The organism is Paraglaciecola mesophila (assembly GCF_009906955.1).
GTDB lineage: Bacteria > Pseudomonadota > Gammaproteobacteria > Enterobacterales > Alteromonadaceae > Paraglaciecola > Paraglaciecola mesophila_A.
This window is the reverse complement of record NZ_CP047656.1, coordinates 1,404,960-1,423,448: the sequence shown is the minus strand read 5'-3', so window position 1 is coordinate 1,423,448 and position 18,489 is coordinate 1,404,960. Positions and strand designations below refer to the sequence as shown.

The following is an 18,489-nucleotide window of genomic DNA, read 5'->3' as shown; positions in this document are numbered from 1 at the left end:
ACCTAAAAGGATTCGCTATGCAACCCACTGACTTTCGTTTGTTTATCCCCTCTAAAGACTTCGCTTTCTCCCAAACATTCTATCAGGCACTCGGTTTTAGCAAAGATCCGGTAAATGATCAGTTATGCATTTTTAGTCGTGGCGAATGCACATTCTTTTTGCAGAATTTTTATAACAAAGGGCTGGCTGAAAATCTAATGATGCAGCTTATCGTTGATGATATCAACGCCGCATTTGAACAGATCCAAAGTATGGGGGAGGTAGCCCCGAAATATGAGCCTATCAAGCAAGAACTCTGGGGCAAGGTGATTTACTTATGGGGACCAGCTGGCGAGCTATGGGATATTACACAGCTCACTGGTTAAATCATTGAGACTGGGGACGCGTTAGTGAAGTGATAGGAAAAACCTCAAACGTTTGAGCTGACCGCTGCCATTTTTACTCCCGCAAACAGTAAAAAACCACCCGCTGATTTATTGATCAAATTTACGATAGAGGCTTTAACCGCGCCGCTAGAAAGTTTTTCTCCAATATAAGCATACAGAGTGTATGACAGTAAATCGACGACCAAGCATGACGCACCCATAATCAATAATTGCAGTAAAATAGGTTTTTCAACGTCAATAAACTGTGGCAATAACGCTAAAAAGTAGAGCAGCGCTTTAGGGTTCGCCAGCTCCACGATAAACCCTTGACTAAACAGGGCAACCCCCTTGGCGTTTGAACTCGCACTTTCTCTTATTCTTAAACCGCCACTTTTACTTAATAAAGCCGTGAGTCCTAAGTACACCAAGTACGCCACGCCAACCCACTTAATCATTGAAAACACGAGATTTGACGCAACCAGCAGTGAGGCAATCCCTGTGGCTGACAGTAGAAAATAAACCACATTTGCACTGGCAACCCCAGTCACCCCAAAAAGCGCTTTTTTTGCACCATGACGTGCCCCTTGAGATGCAATGGTAATTACCGCTGGCCCCGGCGACATACAAACAATGATGGTTGTGGTTAAAAAAATAAGATAGGCGTGAATGTCCATACTGGGTTCCAAGCAATTTTTTGAGAAGGTAATCTAAAGCACGTGTGACGATCGTATGCGTATGATGACGTCAATTGCTCCGTAACGCACCCATGTTTAGTGCTTTACTGTACGATGAATGTGGGCAAGATGCCAGCGTGACAACTATGTGGAGCGCTAAGTGTATAACGTGTTTTACGACTACCTGATGTAGGTCAATTACACGAACCTTAGTTGACTTTAATCTCCTCATTCTCTTGACATAAAATGATCAACAGGAGTAAAGTTAATGAACTTTCAGTAATTACTGAAAGTTTAGAAGTTAAAGTAAGATTATCCCCAGATTATACTCAAAATTTGCGTCGCTAAAGCGACCTCACAAGGAGCTTTTAACATGATAGATGAAACCTTTGTGGATCTATCGAGATTACAGTTTGCGATCACCGCTCTGTTTCATTTTTTATTCGTGCCTTTAACATTGGGTATGACGTGGATCTTGGTGATCATGGAGTCAGTTTTTGTCATGACAGGCCGAGAAATATACCGAGACATGACGAAATTTTGGGGCAAGCTATTCGGCATTAACTTTGCGGTGGGCGTGGCAACAGGCCTGACGATGGAGTTTGAGTTCGGCACTAACTGGTCATATTACTCACACTATGTGGGGGATGTATTTGGTGCGCCCTTAGCAATAGAAGGGCTAATGGCTTTCTTTTTAGAATCGACCTTTGTGGGCATGTTCTTTTTAGGCTGGGATCGATTGACACGCAGACAGCATCTAGGCGTAACTTTTTTAATGGCGGTAGGGACAAACCTATCGGCTTTGTGGATATTAATCGCTAACGGCTGGATGCAAAATCCTGTCGGTGCCGAGTTTAACTATCAAACCATGCGCATGGAAATGACCAGCTTTGCTGAGTTGGTGTTCAACCCTGTGGCACAGGTTAAATTTATTCATACCGTCTCCGCTGGCTATGTGGCTGCGTCCATGTTTGTGTTAGGCATCAGTAGTTATTACATCCTTAAAGGGCGCGATGTGTCCTTTGCCAAACGATCATTCTCTGTAGCTTGTGGGTTTGGTTTGGCATCAATATTGTGCGTTATTTTACTGGGTGATGAGTCTGGGTATGAGGTAGGTGAAGTGCAAAAAGTGAAGCTTGCCGCAATAGAGGCTGAATGGCAGACCGAAGAGGCGCCAGCGGCATTCACCTTATTTGGTTTTCCTGATTCAGAAGAGCAGGTTACGCGCGCAGCGGTTAAAATTCCCTACGCTATGGGCATAATCGCTACGCGCTCGCTTGATGAAGAAGTGATAGGGATTGATGACTTAGAAGTAAAGCATGAGAAAAGAATTCGTAACGGTATGTTGGCGTATGAATATTTAGATAAACTCAGAAATGGTCAAGATACCCCTGAGAACATCGCCACATTTGATACCTTAAAAGCGGATTTGGGCTACGGCTTACTGCTTAAACGCTACACGCCGACGGTGGTTGATGCCACCGATGCACAAATACAACAAGCGGTGAAAGATTCCTTCCCGAAAGTAGGCCCGATGTTTTGGTCGTTTAGGATCATGGTGGGCTGCGGCATGATCATGCTAGTGGTTTTTGTATTATCATTTTACTACAACGCCCATCGCGTCATTGAGCAAAAACGCTGGCTACTATGGGCGGCAGTGTTCAGCATTCCACTACCGTGGATTGCCATTGAATTTGGCTGGGTGGTGGCTGAATACGGCAGGCAACCTTGGGCGATATCGGAAATATTACCGACGTTTTTAGCCACTTCTTCTCTGACGACAAATGACTTATTAATCAGTATTGCCGGTTTTATTGTGTTTTACACTGGGCTTGCAATCGTGGAAGGCTGGTTGATGCTGCGTTTCGTAAAGCAAGGGCCTAGTTCGCTGCATACTAACAAGTATCATTTTGAGCAAATCAATCAACAATCCGATGAGGAACAAGGAGCAAACGCATGATTTTTGATTACGAAACGTTGAAATTATTGTGGTGGTTGATCATTGGTATTCTGCTGGTTGGTTTTGCGATCACTGATGGTATGGATATGGGCGTGGCAATGTTATTGCGTTTAGTTGGAAAAACAGACAGCGAACGTAGAACAGTGATTAATACTATTGGCGCCCACTGGGACGGTAATCAAGTGTGGTTTATTACTGCTGGTGGGGCCTTATTTGCGGCTTGGCCTATGGTCTATGCCGCCGCATTTTCGGGGTTTTATTTCGCGATGATGCTCGTGTTGTTTGCATTGTTTTTTCGACCCTTAGCATTCGATTATCGCAGTAAAGTTGAGACGCATCGTTGGCGCAACAATTGGGATTGGGCGCTGTTTTGCGGCAGTGCTATTCCCGCTTTAGTATTCGGTGTCGCGTTCGGTAATCTATTTTTAGGGGTTCCATTTAACGTTGATAATTTGCTGCGGGCTAGCTATCAGGGATCTTTCTTTGGTTTACTCAACCCGTTTGGTTTACTCGCCGGATTAATCAGCATCACTATGTTGATGGGGCATGCGGGTATGTGGTTACAGTTACGTACTGATACTGATGTCGCCAAGCGTTCTGGGCAATATGGACGCTATGCGTTACTGGCCTTTATCGCGCTATTTGCTGCGGCAGGGGTTTGGGTGGCAAACATGAACGGCTATCAAATTGTTAGCATGCCAGACACCCAAAGTTACGCTAATCCCATCGGTAAAGTTGTGACAACAGCCCCAGGCGCCTGGTTAAATAATTACAGTGCTGTGCCGCTGACCATTATTTTTCCCATATTAGCGTTTGCCATGGCTGTGCTTGCTTTGCTGTTTTCAAAAATGGGCAAACCTGCACTTGGCTTGGTGTCTTCTAGCTTGATGTTGGTGGGGGTAATTATGACAGCCGGCGCATCCTTGTTCCCATTTGTGATGCCATCTAGCACCAATCCTGACGTCAGTTTAACCATGTGGGATGCAGTGTCTAGCCATATGACCTTAAACGTGATGTTCGTCGCGGCTATCATCTTTGTCCCATTGATTCTGAGCTACACCACTTGGTGTTATGTCAAAATGTGGCGCAAGGTAACCGTGGATGAAATTGAAAATAACACCCATGGTAGTTATTAGCCGCTCACTGGTGAAGCAATTTTCCGGTGTCATCGTTTTATCCGCTGACACCTAGTTTTAGGAGATATTTTATGTGGTATTTTGCGTGGATTTTAGGCGTGTTATTAGCGTGTACGCTAGGAGTCATAAACGTGATGTGGTACGAATTCCAACAGAACAAAGACAGCATAGCGGACGATCAAAAAGAATTGTACGAGAAGTTGCAAAAAGAACGTGACAACTAAAGCCCGACCAGACCGTGCTCAGCAATTGTTGCTGCGCGGTTTTTTAAAGCGCGAATCAAAGCCTGCTGCCCTAGCACTTAAATTCAGTATCGCCCTAGGCACATTTAACGCGTTATTGATGATTGCTGGAGCATATTTACTGGCGAAAATAGTGCATGTGGTGATGTTTGACACAGCGGGATTGAGTGAGGTGTCCGACTTACTTTGGGCGCTTGGTGGCATTGCTTTGGCTCGAGGAATTTTCTTAGCGCTTAGCCAACGGTTAAGTGCACATGCTGCTCGTAATATTAAATCCAGTATGCGAGCGAATTTACTGGAAAAAATCACTCGATTAGGGCCAAGGTTTACCGATCAAAAAGGCCACGGCGCCATGCTGAATACTTTGCATGATGGAGTCGAGGCATTACACGATTACTATGCTAATTACTTGCCGAGCGTGGCATACAGTGCACTTATCCCGTTGGCAATTTTAGTGGTGATATTTCCAACCGATTGGCAAGCCGGTCTCATCTTTTTATTCACCGCACCGCTTATTCCGTTTTTTATGATTTTAGTTGGCCACAAAGCGGAGCAACTTAATCAAGCGAGGTGGCAGCAACTTGCGGTGTTGGGCAATTATTTCTTTGACCGAGTAAGGGGCTTAACGCAGTTAAAGCTGTTCAATGCGACCAAGCGCGAGTTAATACAAATAGCGAAAATATCTGATGATTTTCGCCATGCGACCTTAAGTGTGCTCAAAATCGCCTTTTTGTCTTCCTTCGCATTGGAGTTCTTAGCCACTATTAGCGTTGCGCTTGTTGCCGTAATCATTGGCTTTAGATTGTTTTTCGGAACATTAGATTTTGCAACTGGTTTCGTGGTGCTGCTACTGGCACCTGAATTTTATTTACCCTTGCGCAAGCTCGGGAATCATTATCACGCTCGTCTAGAGGGAATAAGTGCAGCAGGAGATATGCTAGAGATACTCCAAACACCTGAAAGCGCTTCACCCGAGCCTAAAAACACGGCACCCAGCGGATTTACATCCTTGACGAGTAAATCCGAGATTAGGCTTAAAAAACTGACTTTTACCTACCCAGATAGCAACGAAGGGCTTCATGAGGTGTCACTTAGTTTACCTGCAACCGGTATGGTGGCATTTGTCGGGGCGAGCGGTGCAGGTAAAAGCACGCTATTTGATTGTTTATTGGGCTTTCATCCACAGGTAATATCTCATGTGAATGTAAACAATCTGCCACTTAGCGAAGGTGACATTCCTAGTTGGCAGCAAGGTATTGCGTGGATCCCCCAACAGCCGACTTTGTTTTATACCACGATTAAAGAGAACATCCTGTTAGCCAAGCCGGATGCCACCATGGACGAGGTGAAAAGGGCCGCGCAACTGGCGGGCGCGCTGGATTTTATCGAATTACTTCCCAACGGCTTTGATACCCTATTAGGTGAGCAAGGTGAGGGGGTATCTGGCGGGCAAAAACAGCGTATCGCCCTTGCCAGAGCGTTCTTGAAGCAAGCGCCAATTTTGATGCTCGACGAGCCGACTGCGCACCTAGACAGCGCGACGGAGCTCAGCGTTCAAAATGCGATAAACGAATACGCTCACTCTCACTTAGTGCTGGTGATTGCCCATAGATTAAACACCTTAAAAAAAGCCAGCAATATTGTGCTGCTAGATAACGGCCGAATCGTGCAGCAAGGTGATTATCAAAGCCTGAGTCAGCAAGCTGGGCCTTTTAAAGCGCTACTGACAAGCGACATGCATGAGGTTGAAAATGCGTAATTTCATTCGCTTGTTACGACTTTGTCGCCCCCATTACAAAGCCATGTTGTTGGGCGTTTTCCTCACTGTGCTGACTGTGCTGTCCAATGTTGGACTACTTGCAATTTCTGGTTGGTTTTTGGCTTCCATGGCCGCAGCCGGGATCGCGAGCGCACAAATGAACTACTTTACCCCCGCTGGCATTATCCGCTTTTTAGCCATAGTACGCACGGCATCTCGTTATGGTGAACGCTTAGTCACGCACAACGCGACCTTTTTGCTACTAAGTGAGATTCGGGTGAATGTATTTGCTACCTTGAGTCAGTTAAACAATCAACAACTGGCTATGAACCGCAGTGCCGACCTGTTCAACCGGATGCAAAACGACGTTGATGCGTTAGACAAATTTTACCTTAATGTGCTGTTACCCATGCTAGTGGCCTTGGTGTGTGTGCCAATAGTCATCTGGATTATTGCCGGATTTAACCCAGCGGTGGCGTTAATTTGCTTTTGCGGAATATTATTAGTTGGCGTGGGGCTGCCACTTTTACTGAATAAGAAACTAAGCCGCAGCGCTGCCCAGCAGATTAAGCGCTCTGCTCAGCTTCGTGAGATCCTATCTGACACACTCAGTGGGCAACGAGAGTTAGCGATTTACCAAGCCACGGAGCGTCAATTAGCGAAATGTAACCAAGTACAGAAAAGCTATAATGTGCTTTTAGAAAAGCGCCATAAGGCACTTGCTGACAGTGACGGCCTCAGTCTTGTCGTCGTGCAATTCGCTATGCTTGCTAGTGTAGTGATACTCGTGCCTTTGGTGCAGTTAGAACAGTTACCTAATGTGCACCTAGCCATGCTGAGCCTGTTTGTTCTAGCCAGTTTTGAGACGGTATTGAGTTTACCCAGCGCTTTTATTCAGTTGCCTGTAGCGTTAAGTGCAGCAGGGCGAATATTTGCGCTACATGATAGGTTACCTCAAGCGGTTGATGCGCTCGCAGATATACCTTTATGTGCATCAAAGGGAGATACAAATCCAGAGATGCAAGGCATGGGACTAACGATACAAAACGTCAGCTACCAATATGCAAATGACCCGTTAACCAATGCGCTTTGCAGTCGGCCTCAAGTGGCAAGCGAGCACTATGCCTTGCAGAACGTCAGTTTTTCAGTTCAAGCAAATGAGAAAGTCGCGTTAGTAGGTGCAAGCGGCAGTGGTAAATCAACGTTGGTTAACCTATTGAGTGGATTGTGGCCAGAGCAACAGGGAAGCATATCACTTAGCCGTCAGATGAAAGCGCCAAGTACCAGTGATATTTCCGTTGTAGCTAAGACGTTAAGCTTCGAACAACGTAGCAACTTAATCGGTATCTTGGCTCAGCAGCATCACATTTTCGATGGCTCCATAGCCGATAACTTACATTATGCTTCGCCAGAAGCGACCAAAGCGCAAATGATCCAAGCATGTGAACAGGCTCAGATAGGCCAATGGTTACAGGGGTTGCCAAACGGTTTGGATACGCGACTTGGAAGCGCAGGCAGGCGACTATCACAAGGGCAGTCGAGGCGGTTAGCAATCGCGCAAATGTTATTACGCCAGCCAGCAATCCTCGTTTTAGATGAACCCACAGAGGGTTTAGATAATCAATCTAAACAAGCGGTCATGCAGGCTATTTTGCACGCAATGCGTTATAGCACAGTGTTGTGTATTACGCATGATCCGTCACTATTACAAACAATGGACAAGGTTATTTGGCTGGATGAGGGGCAAGTTAAAGGGGAAGGTAGCCATCAAGAATTACTAGCAACGCAGCAAGAATATGCTGAACTGGTCATCCGAGTGTAGTATACCAATTCCATTAAATAATTGGCCTCTCAGAATTCATCCAGCGGGTTTTGAACAAGGCGTCGGTGTGTAGTAATGGTTGTTCCCTTTCAAATACCGAGAACGTAGTGCAAAACCCGCTGGGGAATTCCCTTCGGGCGAATTTTAAAAGGACTTACTCTGTGTTGCTCAAACTCGAAAGAGCACAGGTTAGTTTTTAATAAAGGGCTATCATTTAAGCGCCTTGATTAAGTCCTTTTAAATTTTCGCTGAGTGGTTAATTATTTAATGGAATTGGTATTACGTATGGTGGGAAAGAAGAACCGGCATTTTCTCTGTTTTGAGTTTGTCGTTCTTGGCCACTGACTCATTCACGGTATTTTTGTGCAATATCAAGCAACGAAAGGTAGAAAAATGTAAACCAAACGATAATATCTTGTATAAGACATGCAGTTAATATTACTCTTATCTTTTGTTTCAACAAATTTGCCGTATATGAACGAAAATCGCTTTGACAATAAACTCAGCCGTCCTGGTTTAGCATTTCAGCCTCTATATAAACAAGTAGAGGAGCAAGTGACTCAACTGATTGTTGAGCAGCGCTGGAAGCCCGGTGAAATGCTGCCGAATGAATTCCAACTTGCCAGCGAATTTGGCGTGAGTCAGGGGACGGTGCGCAAAGCATTAAACAGCCTGACGAGCTCTAAAGTACTCACCCGTAGGCAAGGCATAGGCACGTTCGTATCTGAGCATACTGGGCATCATGGTCTGTATCGTTTTTATCCTCTTATTGGTGATGGTAAAAATCCTGAACTCCCCAAAGCAGAGTTGTTGTCTATTACGACCGAAACCGCCAGCAAAAAAGTGGCTGAAGCCTTAGCATTGAAGGCTAAAGATAAAGTCATTGTGTTGATTAGACGGCGAATTCTAGAAGATGAGTTTTGTATTGCCGAAACGATTTACTTGCCCTACAAGTGGTTCAAAGCGCTTCTTGATGAAAAAGACGTTCCCCATACGCTTTATCATTTTTATCAAACGAATTTTAATTTAACGGTACACACCATCCGTGACAGTATTAAAGCTGAACTGGCTACGCAAAATGATGTAGATATGTTGAATATTGGCTTAGGGGAGCCTTTATTAGAAGTGACACGTATTGCTCAATCGTTAAACGACAAACCCATGGAATATCGTATCAGCCGCTGTCGCAGTGATAAATATCATTACTTAGTTGAATTGAACTAGAAATACATTGTCTGATTACCCTTTAATCATCGTGCTCGAAATGTATTTTCTCATCTGCTAATAGTTGGCTGATATGTGTTGGTTTCCCTTCATCGTCAAGTTCCACCAAACCAATGCCTGACCCATTGACTAGACGCTCACCAGCCGAAGCATGAGACGGCTTTAGCGGTGTGACGCGCATATTACGCCGTTTGGTAAATGCATTTAAAGGTGAATACGGGGCATACAGCCATCGGTTGAGTCGGTCCAACCAATTAAGTAACCCCTCAGGGAAGGTATTACGTAAGCCGCTGCTGGTTATTTGCCAAATATCTGGGCTATTTCGTCTGCGCTTTAGCTTTACATGGTACGCATAGGAATAGTGTACATCCCCAGATAAAATCACAAAGTTTTGTGGTGTTTTTCGGTGGGTGAACAAATTCAACAAGTAATTTGCACTGCCGGGGTGGGCCATCCAGTTCTCGGCATCCACCATCAAGGGCTTGCCAATTCGAGTAAATACTCTTTGAATGGCTTCGATGAGTTTTACCCCAAATATCGGCGCAGGGGAGACCAGCACCACGGCAGGTTCATTGATCAAAGCTTGCTGTAATTCAGTAAGTGATTCCCAATCCATCAAGCCTGACGGCTTGTTGGCATTCGATTCTGACCACCAACGCTGGGTGCGTGTATCTAGCACCAGTAATTTAGGTGAGGTTGGCCATTGGTAATGCCATTGCTCAAATTCTAGCAATGCGCTAATGGTGTCATTGTGCTCAGCGCAGCCTAAGTCATTTACGCTGGTTTGCACTTTGCTCAGCAATTCATTGCTGAAATTGTGAGGTGAATTGCCCCATCCCTGACACAGTAGATAGGCTATTAGGGCGTTGCCGATAATACGTCGTGAGAAATCATTACCATAAGCAGTTTGCTCCCAGTCAGCGGTGAGATTCCAATCATCGGTGACATCGTGATCATCAAACATCATGGGGCACGGCAGGTGAGCCATTACGCGCCTAGTTTGTGACAAACCAGAGACAAACTGTTCAATGAGGGTCAGTTCATTTTGGTATTCATCCGCTGTTTGTACCCCTTTTCCCGTTTGTCTATCGAGCGACTGTGGTCTCTCGGTACTAGCATTTTCCCAGCACTGCGGCGACCAACACAGCAAATACATGGTGATCACTTCTGCGAACGATACAAGATGGTTATTGGCATGCACTGTGGTGAAAACAGGTTTTTCAGCGGATTTGAAAAGCGGAATTCTTAATTTTTGACTTTGTTTATCATTCGGTAGAATTTGCACTCTTTGGTTGTATAGTGCCTGTTCACTGTGCAAAGCGCGGCTGTCGGCAACTGTCGAGTCAGCAAAGGTTTCGTTATTAATCCCCAGTGTGGGAATGACACTGTGTATTGCCGCTAACATAGGTGTAGCCACATCATCTGCGTATATTTGATCCCCCGTCATCATTATTAGACTCGGCCACAGCTGCGGGGAATTTTGCAGAGTACTCAGCAGGGTATCGGCAATCACCAAGCCATCTGGGCTGTCATGATGGGGTTTGCGACACGAACCATGCAGGATCTTCCTCAGTTTTTTGTGCACAACAAAACCCGGCGTGTCGCGCTCAGGGTAGCAAATATCGCTAAGTAACTCGCTTAAGCTAACGCCAGCGTTATGCTCATTGTGGAAGTCTAGTTGATAGCCCACCCAGCAATCAGTAGGCAGGGGAGACGCCAGAGATAAATGCACCAAGTGAATGTATAGATGTTCGCCTACCTTTATGCACCTGTGCTCAGGTAACGTCTTAAAGGGGGTTTTATCACCTGTTTGTGTGTTGTGCTTAAAAGGCGTTTGCTTGAGGGGGAAAGTGCGTTTTGCTTCGCCGTCGGGGAATAAAGTCAGCGTAAGGTCGACGGGTTGAGAAGTCACCAGCCATAACGTCACTTGATCGACGGTGAGTTTTTTTAAAATGGGCCCTGCGAGTACTTTTAATGCTGATTGCTGCAAACCGACTTCCTAATCGAGAAAAAACGAAACTAATACGGGTTACTTTAGCAATGTTCACTTGTGTTGATCTACACAGTCATGCATTTAGTTATTTGGGGGCGTGTTAGCCATGTGCCGGTTTTATTGCTAATTGGCGCTGAGAAGCATGCAGTCCGGTTACCGAATTACCTTGGCGTAAAGGTGTGTGTCATAAAACGAACCTCCCTTGTAAACCGCTCTTTTTAGGTAACCCTCAGCAGTAAAGCCGCATTTTTCCAGTACCTTGCAAGATGCTTGGTTGCCTTCAAATACATTGGCGTGTAAGCGCACTATTTCACTGGTGCGTTTGACTTCATCAATCAATAATGAAAGCGCTTTTGACGCGTAGCCCCTGCTCCAAGTATGCTCAGCCAACCAGTAACCGACTTCAGCTGAATACGTATATTCAAACTGGCCTGGCTCAGCACCCACACAGCCAACACATTCACCGTCCACTTCAATGGCGCGAATAATGCCATTTTTGCTGCCATGATCAATCCACCAAATGGCGTCATCTTCCGAATAAGGGCTGGGAATGCGGCTCGACAAAAAGCGCGTCAGGTTCGTGTTGTTTAGGCACTTTATAAGTTGTGGCTTATCTGCTGCGGTGAAATTACGTAGGGCAAACATATATATTAGTCAAAACTTCATTTTATAGATTCTGCGGATAACTGAGCGCTCTTTGTCACAGGATGCCCGTACTTCGTTTCGTAAATGATAAGACGGTGAAAATTAGTTAACGTGGTAAGATTAAATAGACACTCTGTATATTTACGTCTATTCAATCATACGATTTAATCAATACTCAGCACTATCTTGCCTACATGATGCTTCTCTGTGAAGACTTTTTGGGCCTGCGCTATATCTTTTAACGGAAAAGTTTGGGCAACAATAGGTGAAATCTTACACTGCTCGATGCAGTCCACTAAATTTTGAAAAACACCAGACTCTAATACTGTGCAGCCGAAAAAACTGAGATCTTTTAAGTACAAAGTTCTCACATCTAACTCGACGATGGGGCCGCCAATGGCACCGGCCACCGCGTATCGACCGTGACATTTAAGCACATCGAGTAGATTAGGCCATGGGGGACCTGCCACTAAATCAATGACTACATCTATGCTATTCCCTTTGAGCGTTGCAAGTAAGTCAGCATCGCGGCTAATAACTTCATCGGCACCTAGGGCCAACAGTTGCTCGTTTTTGGCAGGGCTGGTGATCGCAATAACATATGCCCCACGTGCTTTTGCCAATTGGATGGCTGCTGAGCCAACGCCGCCTGATGCCCCCGTGATCAACACTCGCTCATTAGGGGCTAATTGAGTGCGAGTCAGCATGTTTTCAGCGGTCGAATACGAACACGGGAAGGTGGCTAACTCAAGATCGCTCAATTCACTTTGAATAGCAAAAGCATGGCGAGCATCAACCACCGTATATTGCGCAAAGCCGCCGTCGCATTCAGAACCAAAATACCAAGGCGTATCTAATGTTTTTCCGTTCACTTGGCGAATGCAGGGCTCTATTAATACCCGTTCGCCAACACGGCTATTGTTCACTTCACTTCCTACTGCCACGATTTCGCCGCACACATCGGCCCCTTGTATACGCGGAAAGGTCAATGCGTTGCCTGACCAACTGGCATCTGCACCATCGGCATCACTTTTTGAGTACCAAGCGGTACGTGTGTTGATATCGGTGTTGTTTACCCCCGCGGCTTTGACTCGTATAAGTACTTCATAAGCTTTAGGGGAGGGGACCGGGATGCCTTCCTTATACTGAAGCACATCAGGGCCACCGTGACCGGTAAGTTGCACGGCATGCATTTTTTCGGGAATAGCCCCAGTGTTACCAGTGTTGGTATTGTTAGGCATGTTCGTTTTTTTCCATCATTTGTTGAATTGACAATTTTGCGGATTCGATAGACGCGTAGCCCAATATAGGCCACACATTGGATACTCCCTCGTGAAGTAACAGTAACGCTGTGGCTAAGTTAGGTCGTTGAGCTCGTTGAGCTAACAGTAAACGTACATCGTTTTTGTGTTGTGAAACCGCAGCTTTTATTTCGAGGTTGTCAGGGAATGCCGCTAACGCTTGTAACGACATACACCCATGGGGGGCAAACTCTGCCATCCAGTGATTGAGCCTTTCGAAAACCGCTAGGATCGCCTCTTTGCCATAGTTAATGCTGGAATCTGCTAAAAAAGTTAAATAGCGCTGATGTCTGTGGGTCAAGGCCGCGACTATCATCAACTCTTTTGAAGGGTAGTGTTTGTATAGCGTGCGTAAGCTCACGTTACAGGCAGTTTTTAATTGTGACACGCTGGCTTCAGCAAAACCATACTGGCTAAAGGCAGCCTCTAAACTTGCGGCAATTTGTGCTTTCAATGTCTGACGCTCCCGATGCGAAATTAAAGGTAGAGCGAATACTCTACCTACAGGGTGGAGTGAACGCTCTACCCTGTCAAGGCTAAGTCGTTTCATCTCGAAAAGTACCTATCGTTGATGCTTTTTATTTCTCAAAAAAATGTAAGAAAGTGAACTAGCGTTGGGTAAATGCAGTATGTAATTTATTAAAATAACTGCGTAATACGGAGAGACAGGAGATAGAAAATGGAGCGCTATATTCTTCGAAAACCATTCGGTGATAAGTTTACCTACCAGTACCCCTCTGGAAGAACGGTTAAAAACAAGGGAATTAAGCGTTGGGTGCAAAGCTTGGCTATCCCACCTGCGTGGCAAGAGGTACATATTGAACTTGATCGCAGCGCCAAGGTATTGGCCTTTGGCCGCGACAAGCAAAATCGTAAACAGTATATTTACAATCCCAAATGGACCGAGCAGGCCAGCGAACAAAAATTTGCACGTATTCTGCGTTTTGCAAAAGCGTTATCGACCATGCGACGCGTCACTGGGCAGCATATTACTCAGCGACCCATTAATGAAAGAGTGGTGCTGGCTTGCATGACGCGTATGCTGGATGATTCTTTTTTTCGCCCAGGTAACCCTACCTACACAAAAGACAACCAAACCTATGGCCTAACGACACTTCGCGTAAAGCACATGAGTATTAAGCACAATCAAGTGGAATTTGATTACATTGGAAAAAGCCATCAACAACAGCACCGTGAAATCCACGACAAACACGTCACTAAAATATTGACTCAACTTGAGCAAATGACCGGCTATGAGCTATTTGACATTACGTTGCCAGAGGGAGAGCGCAAGAAAATAACTGCGCAAGATCTCAACCAATACATTGCAGAAGTGATGGGGGAAGACTTTAGCGCCAAAGACTTTAGAACCTGGGCGGGCACGGTACTGATGGCCATAGCACTTGATGAATTTGGCCCTGCTGATAATGAAAAGCTCAGTCAAAGTAATGTGTTAGCCGCTGTCAAAAAAGTGGCGAGTGAGCTGGGGAATACACCAGCGGTGTGCCGTTCAAATTATATTCATCCCAATGTGATTTTGCATTATGAAAGTGGAAGAACCTTGGCTTATTTTCGCAAACAACTTAAGCGCACTAAAGCTAAGTATTTTAGCCCAGATGAAAAGGCCACATTGAAACTACTAGAATACTTAATTGACACAAATTGAGTTAATTTCACTGTCCCGTTAACAAGTGCTCATTCAGCGAGAGTTTAAAAGGGCTGAAACAAAGCGCATTATGCAAAGTGCAGTCTTTAGTGCGGATTGGTATTCGTTCATTGATTGTTTAGCGAATGACTTGCGTATCGACCAGTAGCGAGCCAGTAGTATCATTTCGTACATTCCTTCATGCCCCTCGAATATACGTCAACAGGGTATTCTCAGCATGTTAATTAAGATGGTTGCCCTAAAGTTCTTGGGGTTATTTAATATCTTATTCATTAAGGGAATGGGGTTTGTGTTTTTCATTTTTTTTTATAATGTAGGTGGGTGTGCATTAGTATAGAGGAAAGAAGGCTGCTAGTTGATATCAACTAGCAGCTATTAGCACCAGGGAGGTACACAACAGTTCACTACGCTGTCGATGGGTATTATGACGAAGTTGCACACGAAAATGCATAGTTATAGTGTAAATTGTGCGTAAAGAATGTGCATAAAAAGTGCATTTTTATCCATTTTAATTGCAAGTTGTTAGCGTCAGCCTGTTTCAAAATGATAGTGTCTAATAAATGATCATATTACTCATTTTCTCGTTTTTAAATAAGTGAAGGGTTGTTTTGAGTAATGAATGTCAGGGCTTTTCCTGTGTGATATTCTACTTTTGAGGTGGGGCAAGTGAAATTTACGCTAGATTTGACATGTTCTGAACCAGTTTTTTTCATTCTCTCCTAGTTTCACTTTTTGTGTGTTATTGAATAATTATGCAAATATATGTCAATGTCTGTCATGCCTAAGTAAGTGAAGCGTAAATTATTGTAATATTGCGGCCATTTTTCTCTTTTTGATTTGATTCATTCTTACACTCGGTGCTTAATTCCGCGCTTGGGTGCTTCCCAAAAAAAATCAATTTACACACGATATAACCAATAAAATAATAATAAAGTGCATTCATTAAATTTATTTAATGTTAGTGTGCTTTAGGGAATTGAAAATGTTTAAAAATAACCTATTGGCGCGTTCAATCCGCTTTTCATTACTTATCACCAGCTCCGCCACGCTTGTACCAAGTGGATTTGCGGCAGCGCAAGAAACAGATGTACAGGCAAAGTCAGTAGAAAAAATCCAAATCACGGGTTCTCGTATCAAGCGCACGGATCTCGAATCAGCCAGTCCCGTATCCATTATCAGCGCCGAAGATATTACCCTAGGTGGTTTTACCTCAGTTGAGCAAGTGCTGCAGCAAAGTACTGCCTCAAGCGGCATGGCCACTGGTGCAGCAACCAATAATGGGGGGGCAGGAGCCGCACGTATTAATTTACGTGGATTAGGTACCAGTCGTACACTGGTGTTAGTCAATGGGCGTCGTATGGTGAACTCCGGTACCGGAGCTGATTCTTCTGTTGATCTAAATACTATTCCGTTAGCGGCTATCGAGCGTATTGAAGTGCTAAAAGACGGCGCATCGGCAGTATATGGGTCTGATGCCGTTGCCGGTGTGGTCAATATTATTACTAAAACCAATTTCGATGGGATCGAGTTATCCATGGGCTACGCTGGCTCGGATAAAGGAGATGCAAACACGGCTGACATCAGTTTGGTTACTGGTGGCAGCAGCGAAAAAGGTAATTTCGTTTTAGGTTTAAGCTATGTTGATCGTGGTAAAGCGATGCAAGGTGATCGTGGGTTCTCAGCCTGCCCAGACAATGATTTTGACGATTCGGGGACATGTGTCAGTGGCAGTTCTTACATTCCAGGGGGCAATTACAATGCTGGGGATGGTTGGGGGACCCTAGACAGTGACAAAAACTGGACCGAAGGCTATAACGCTTACAACTACGCTGATAGTTCCTATCTTTATACACCGCAAAAGCGCGTAGGCTTGTTTGCCAATGCCAACTACGAAATAAACGACGACACGCAAATCTACCTAGAGTCATTGTATACCAAGCGTACGTCTACTCAGCAAATGGCCCCATCGCCGATTGAAGCAATATTAACGGCTGATGCCACTGGCAATCCATTTGGTACTGCTACCTCTATGCGCCGACGTATGACAGAAGTGGGAGATCGCGTATTCGATCAAGTTACCGATACGTTACGCGTGGTGATGGGCGCGCAAGGGGTATGGAATGTAGGCTCAGGTTATGACTGGGATTTGTCCTATTCATATGGCCGTAACGATGCCACAGATCGTTCTTCAAACTATATAAACTTAACCAAGCTTTACAACACCATGGACGCTTCAATCTGCAATGACGTCAGCATTCCTTGCCAAGATTGGTTCGTTAACGAAGGCGAATTATCAACTGACACCATCGACTATATTTCTTATACGGATCAAGCCAGCGGCGGTAACGAATTTAATATTGTAAACCTGAACGTTAGCGGAGATTTATTTGAGCTTCCAGCAGGCTTTGTTGGCTTTGCCGCAGGGGCTGAGTACCGTCGTGAAAAAGGCTGGTATCAACCTGATGCAGTCACCGTCGCCGGTGATGGCAGTGCTTCAGCTCAAGATCCTACATCAGGAGACTTTGACACCACGCAAGTGTACGCTGAATTTGCCATTCCGCTTTTGACCGATTTACCCTTTGTGAAACGTTTATCTGTCGATGCAGCAATTCGTTGGTTCGACTACAGCACGTTTGATTCCGACACCACTTGGAAGTTGGGCCTAAGCTGGCATGTGAATGATGATTTAATGCTGCGAGGAGTGGCGTCCACTGCATTTCGTGCCCCAACGGTAGATGAGCTATACGGCGGTGATGTTGGCTCTTACGACTATTTGACTGATCCATGTTCTGGCTATGGTACTGGAGACCCAAGTTCCACCTTGTATCAAACCTGCGCGGCGCAAATCAATAATGCCAACTTTGTGTATAGCGATGGTCAAATAGAAAATACCTATACGACTGTGGCCAATTTGAGCCCAGAGGAAGCGGATACATTTACGCTAGGTTTGGTGTACAACCCGCACTATATCGAAGGGTTATCTGCAACGGTTGATTACTTCAATATAGAAGTGAGTAATGCCATCTCGCGTATTTCTACCCAAACCTATTTGGATCAATGTTACGCAGGCGAAACGTCCTACTGCGATGTGCTAAGCATCACGCGAAATGAAATCACGGGTAATATTGATTACATGGAATCCCCATTGACTAACGTGGGTACGGTTGAAACCCGCGGCGTTGATATGAACATGACCTACGTGTTCGAAGCCATTGGGTACGACTGGGGCGTCAACTTAGATGCGACGCGCCTACTTGAATACACGGAAGATGAAGTGGAGTACACAGGTAAAATTGACGGCACTAATGGCGGATTCGCTAAATGGAAATCTAATCTAGGCATCAAAGTAGGGCAAGACGACTGGACAGCAAGTTACAAAATCCGTTATATCGGCAGTATGACAGATGATTACTACGCAGCTTATGACTTAGTGCAAGACGTAAGTTCTGTGACCTATCACGATCTAGCTGGGCAATATTTTGTCAATGACACGTGGTCAGTCTCTGCGGGAATTGACAATGTGTTTGATAAGACGCCGCCTTACATCTATTCGTGGAATAATGCCAATACGGTACCCGAAGTGTATGACGTAATGGGTCGTTACTATCATGCCAAGATCACTGCACGCTTCTAAGCTAGCAAACAGGCAATCAATCATTTAAGACGCGTCAAGCAAAAATCCGGTAAACATTATTTACCGGA

At 45.0% G+C, this 18,489-nt stretch carries 14 protein-coding genes; 9 read left to right on the top strand and 5 right to left on the bottom strand.

Annotated features, from left to right (window positions below):
- The first annotated feature begins 17 nt into the window (after positions 1–17).
- Positions 18–365: a lactoylglutathione lyase gene (locus FX988_RS06115; RefSeq protein ID WP_160178804.1), complete on the top strand. Its 348-nt coding sequence runs from the start codon at positions 18–20 to the stop codon at positions 363–365.
- 44 nt (positions 366–409) lie between these two features.
- Here the strand turns inward: FX988_RS06115 and FX988_RS06110 are convergent, their stop codons facing one another.
- Positions 410–1,039 carry a LysE family translocator gene (locus FX988_RS06110; RefSeq protein WP_160178803.1) on the bottom strand — a complete coding sequence of 210 codons (630 nt, stop codon included), beginning with the start codon at positions 1,037–1,039 and terminating at the stop codon, positions 410–412.
- Positions 1,040–1,412: 373 nt separating this feature from the next.
- Here FX988_RS06110 and FX988_RS06105 point away from each other — a divergent pair, with 373 nt between their 5' ends.
- The 6 genes from FX988_RS06105 to FX988_RS06080 all read left to right on the top strand — a co-directional run bounded on the left by FX988_RS06105 (position 1,413) and on the right by FX988_RS06080 (position 9,182).
- A complete protein-coding gene (locus FX988_RS06105) occupies positions 1,413–2,999 on the top strand; it encodes a cytochrome ubiquinol oxidase subunit I (RefSeq protein WP_160178802.1) in 1,587 nt (528 codons plus the stop codon).
- Positions 2,996–4,135, top strand: a complete 1,140-nt coding sequence (cydB, locus tag FX988_RS06100) for a cytochrome d ubiquinol oxidase subunit II (RefSeq protein WP_160178801.1) — start codon at positions 2,996–2,998, stop codon at positions 4,133–4,135. The genes FX988_RS06105 and cydB overlap by 4 nt, the downstream gene beginning before the upstream one ends.
- A gap of 71 nt (positions 4,136–4,206) precedes the next feature.
- Positions 4,207–4,359, top strand: coding sequence for a cytochrome bd-I oxidase subunit CydX (cydX, locus tag FX988_RS06095; protein ID WP_007990579.1), 153 nt, complete (start codon positions 4,207–4,209; stop codon positions 4,357–4,359).
- A complete protein-coding gene (gene cydD / locus FX988_RS06090; protein WP_160178800.1) occupies positions 4,349–6,136 on the top strand; it encodes a thiol reductant ABC exporter subunit CydD in 1,788 nt (595 codons plus the stop codon). The genes cydX and cydD overlap by 11 nt, the downstream gene beginning before the upstream one ends.
- The gene (cydC, locus tag FX988_RS06085) at positions 6,129–7,958 is read left to right on the top strand and encodes a thiol reductant ABC exporter subunit CydC (protein WP_160178799.1); all 1,830 of its coding nucleotides are present in this window, start codon (positions 6,129–6,131) and stop codon (positions 7,956–7,958) included. The genes cydD and cydC overlap by 8 nt, the downstream gene beginning before the upstream one ends.
- Before the next feature lie 474 nt (positions 7,959–8,432).
- Positions 8,433–9,182, top strand: coding sequence for a GntR family transcriptional regulator (locus FX988_RS06080; RefSeq protein ID WP_160178798.1), 750 nt, complete (start codon positions 8,433–8,435; stop codon positions 9,180–9,182).
- Between the two features lie 22 nt (positions 9,183–9,204).
- Here FX988_RS06080 and FX988_RS06075 read toward each other — a convergent pair whose 3' ends face one another.
- The 4 genes from FX988_RS06075 to FX988_RS06060 form a co-directional block, all read right to left on the bottom strand.
- Positions 9,205–11,172 (bottom strand): alkaline phosphatase D family protein, encoded by a 1,968-nt coding sequence (locus FX988_RS06075; RefSeq protein WP_160178797.1) that lies wholly within the window; start codon positions 11,170–11,172, stop codon positions 9,205–9,207.
- A gap of 156 nt (positions 11,173–11,328) precedes the next feature.
- Positions 11,329–11,820, bottom strand: coding sequence for a GNAT family N-acetyltransferase (locus tag FX988_RS06070; RefSeq protein ID WP_160178796.1), 492 nt, complete (start codon positions 11,818–11,820; stop codon positions 11,329–11,331).
- A 164-nt stretch (positions 11,821–11,984) separates the two neighbouring features.
- Positions 11,985–13,061, bottom strand: a complete 1,077-nt coding sequence (locus FX988_RS06065; RefSeq protein WP_160178795.1) for an alcohol dehydrogenase family protein — start codon at positions 13,059–13,061, stop codon at positions 11,985–11,987.
- Positions 13,054–13,575 carry a TetR/AcrR family transcriptional regulator gene (locus FX988_RS06060; RefSeq protein ID WP_254700733.1) on the bottom strand — a complete coding sequence of 174 codons (522 nt, stop codon included), beginning with the start codon at positions 13,573–13,575 and terminating at the stop codon, positions 13,054–13,056. Before FX988_RS06060 ends, FX988_RS06065 begins: the two co-directional genes overlap by 8 nt.
- 225 nt (positions 13,576–13,800) lie before the next feature.
- Here FX988_RS06060 and FX988_RS06055 point away from each other — a divergent pair, with 225 nt between their 5' ends.
- Entirely contained in the window at positions 13,801–14,787 is a 987-nt protein-coding gene (locus FX988_RS06055) for a DNA topoisomerase IB (RefSeq protein WP_160178794.1), read from the top strand.
- A gap of 982 nt (positions 14,788–15,769) precedes the next feature.
- Complete coding sequence (locus FX988_RS06050) at positions 15,770–18,421, top strand: TonB-dependent receptor plug domain-containing protein (RefSeq protein ID WP_160178793.1); 2,652 nt, start codon at positions 15,770–15,772, stop codon at positions 18,419–18,421.
- Positions 18,422–18,489: the final 68 nt, after the last annotated feature.

Coding starts and splice junctions, on each gene's coding strand:
- FX988_RS06050 (WP_160178793.1), top strand. CDS start 15,770: ATGTTTAAAAATAACCTATTGGCGCGTTCAATCCGCTTTTCATTACTT.
- FX988_RS06110 (WP_160178803.1), bottom strand. CDS start 1,039: ATGGACATTCACGCCTATCTTATTTTTTTAACCACAACCATCATTGTT.
- FX988_RS06115 (WP_160178804.1), top strand. CDS start 18: ATGCAACCCACTGACTTTCGTTTGTTTATCCCCTCTAAAGACTTCGCT.
- cydB (WP_160178801.1), top strand. CDS start 2,996: ATGATTTTTGATTACGAAACGTTGAAATTATTGTGGTGGTTGATCATT.
- FX988_RS06080 (WP_160178798.1), top strand. CDS start 8,433: ATGAACGAAAATCGCTTTGACAATAAACTCAGCCGTCCTGGTTTAGCA.
- FX988_RS06065 (WP_160178795.1), bottom strand. CDS start 13,061: ATGCCTAACAATACCAACACTGGTAACACTGGGGCTATTCCCGAAAAA.
- cydX (WP_007990579.1), top strand. CDS start 4,207: ATGTGGTATTTTGCGTGGATTTTAGGCGTGTTATTAGCGTGTACGCTA.
- FX988_RS06105 (WP_160178802.1), top strand. CDS start 1,413: ATGATAGATGAAACCTTTGTGGATCTATCGAGATTACAGTTTGCGATC.
- FX988_RS06055 (WP_160178794.1), top strand. CDS start 13,801: ATGGAGCGCTATATTCTTCGAAAACCATTCGGTGATAAGTTTACCTAC.
- FX988_RS06070 (WP_160178796.1), bottom strand. CDS start 11,820: ATGTTTGCCCTACGTAATTTCACCGCAGCAGATAAGCCACAACTTATA.
- cydC (WP_160178799.1), top strand. CDS start 6,129: ATGCGTAATTTCATTCGCTTGTTACGACTTTGTCGCCCCCATTACAAA.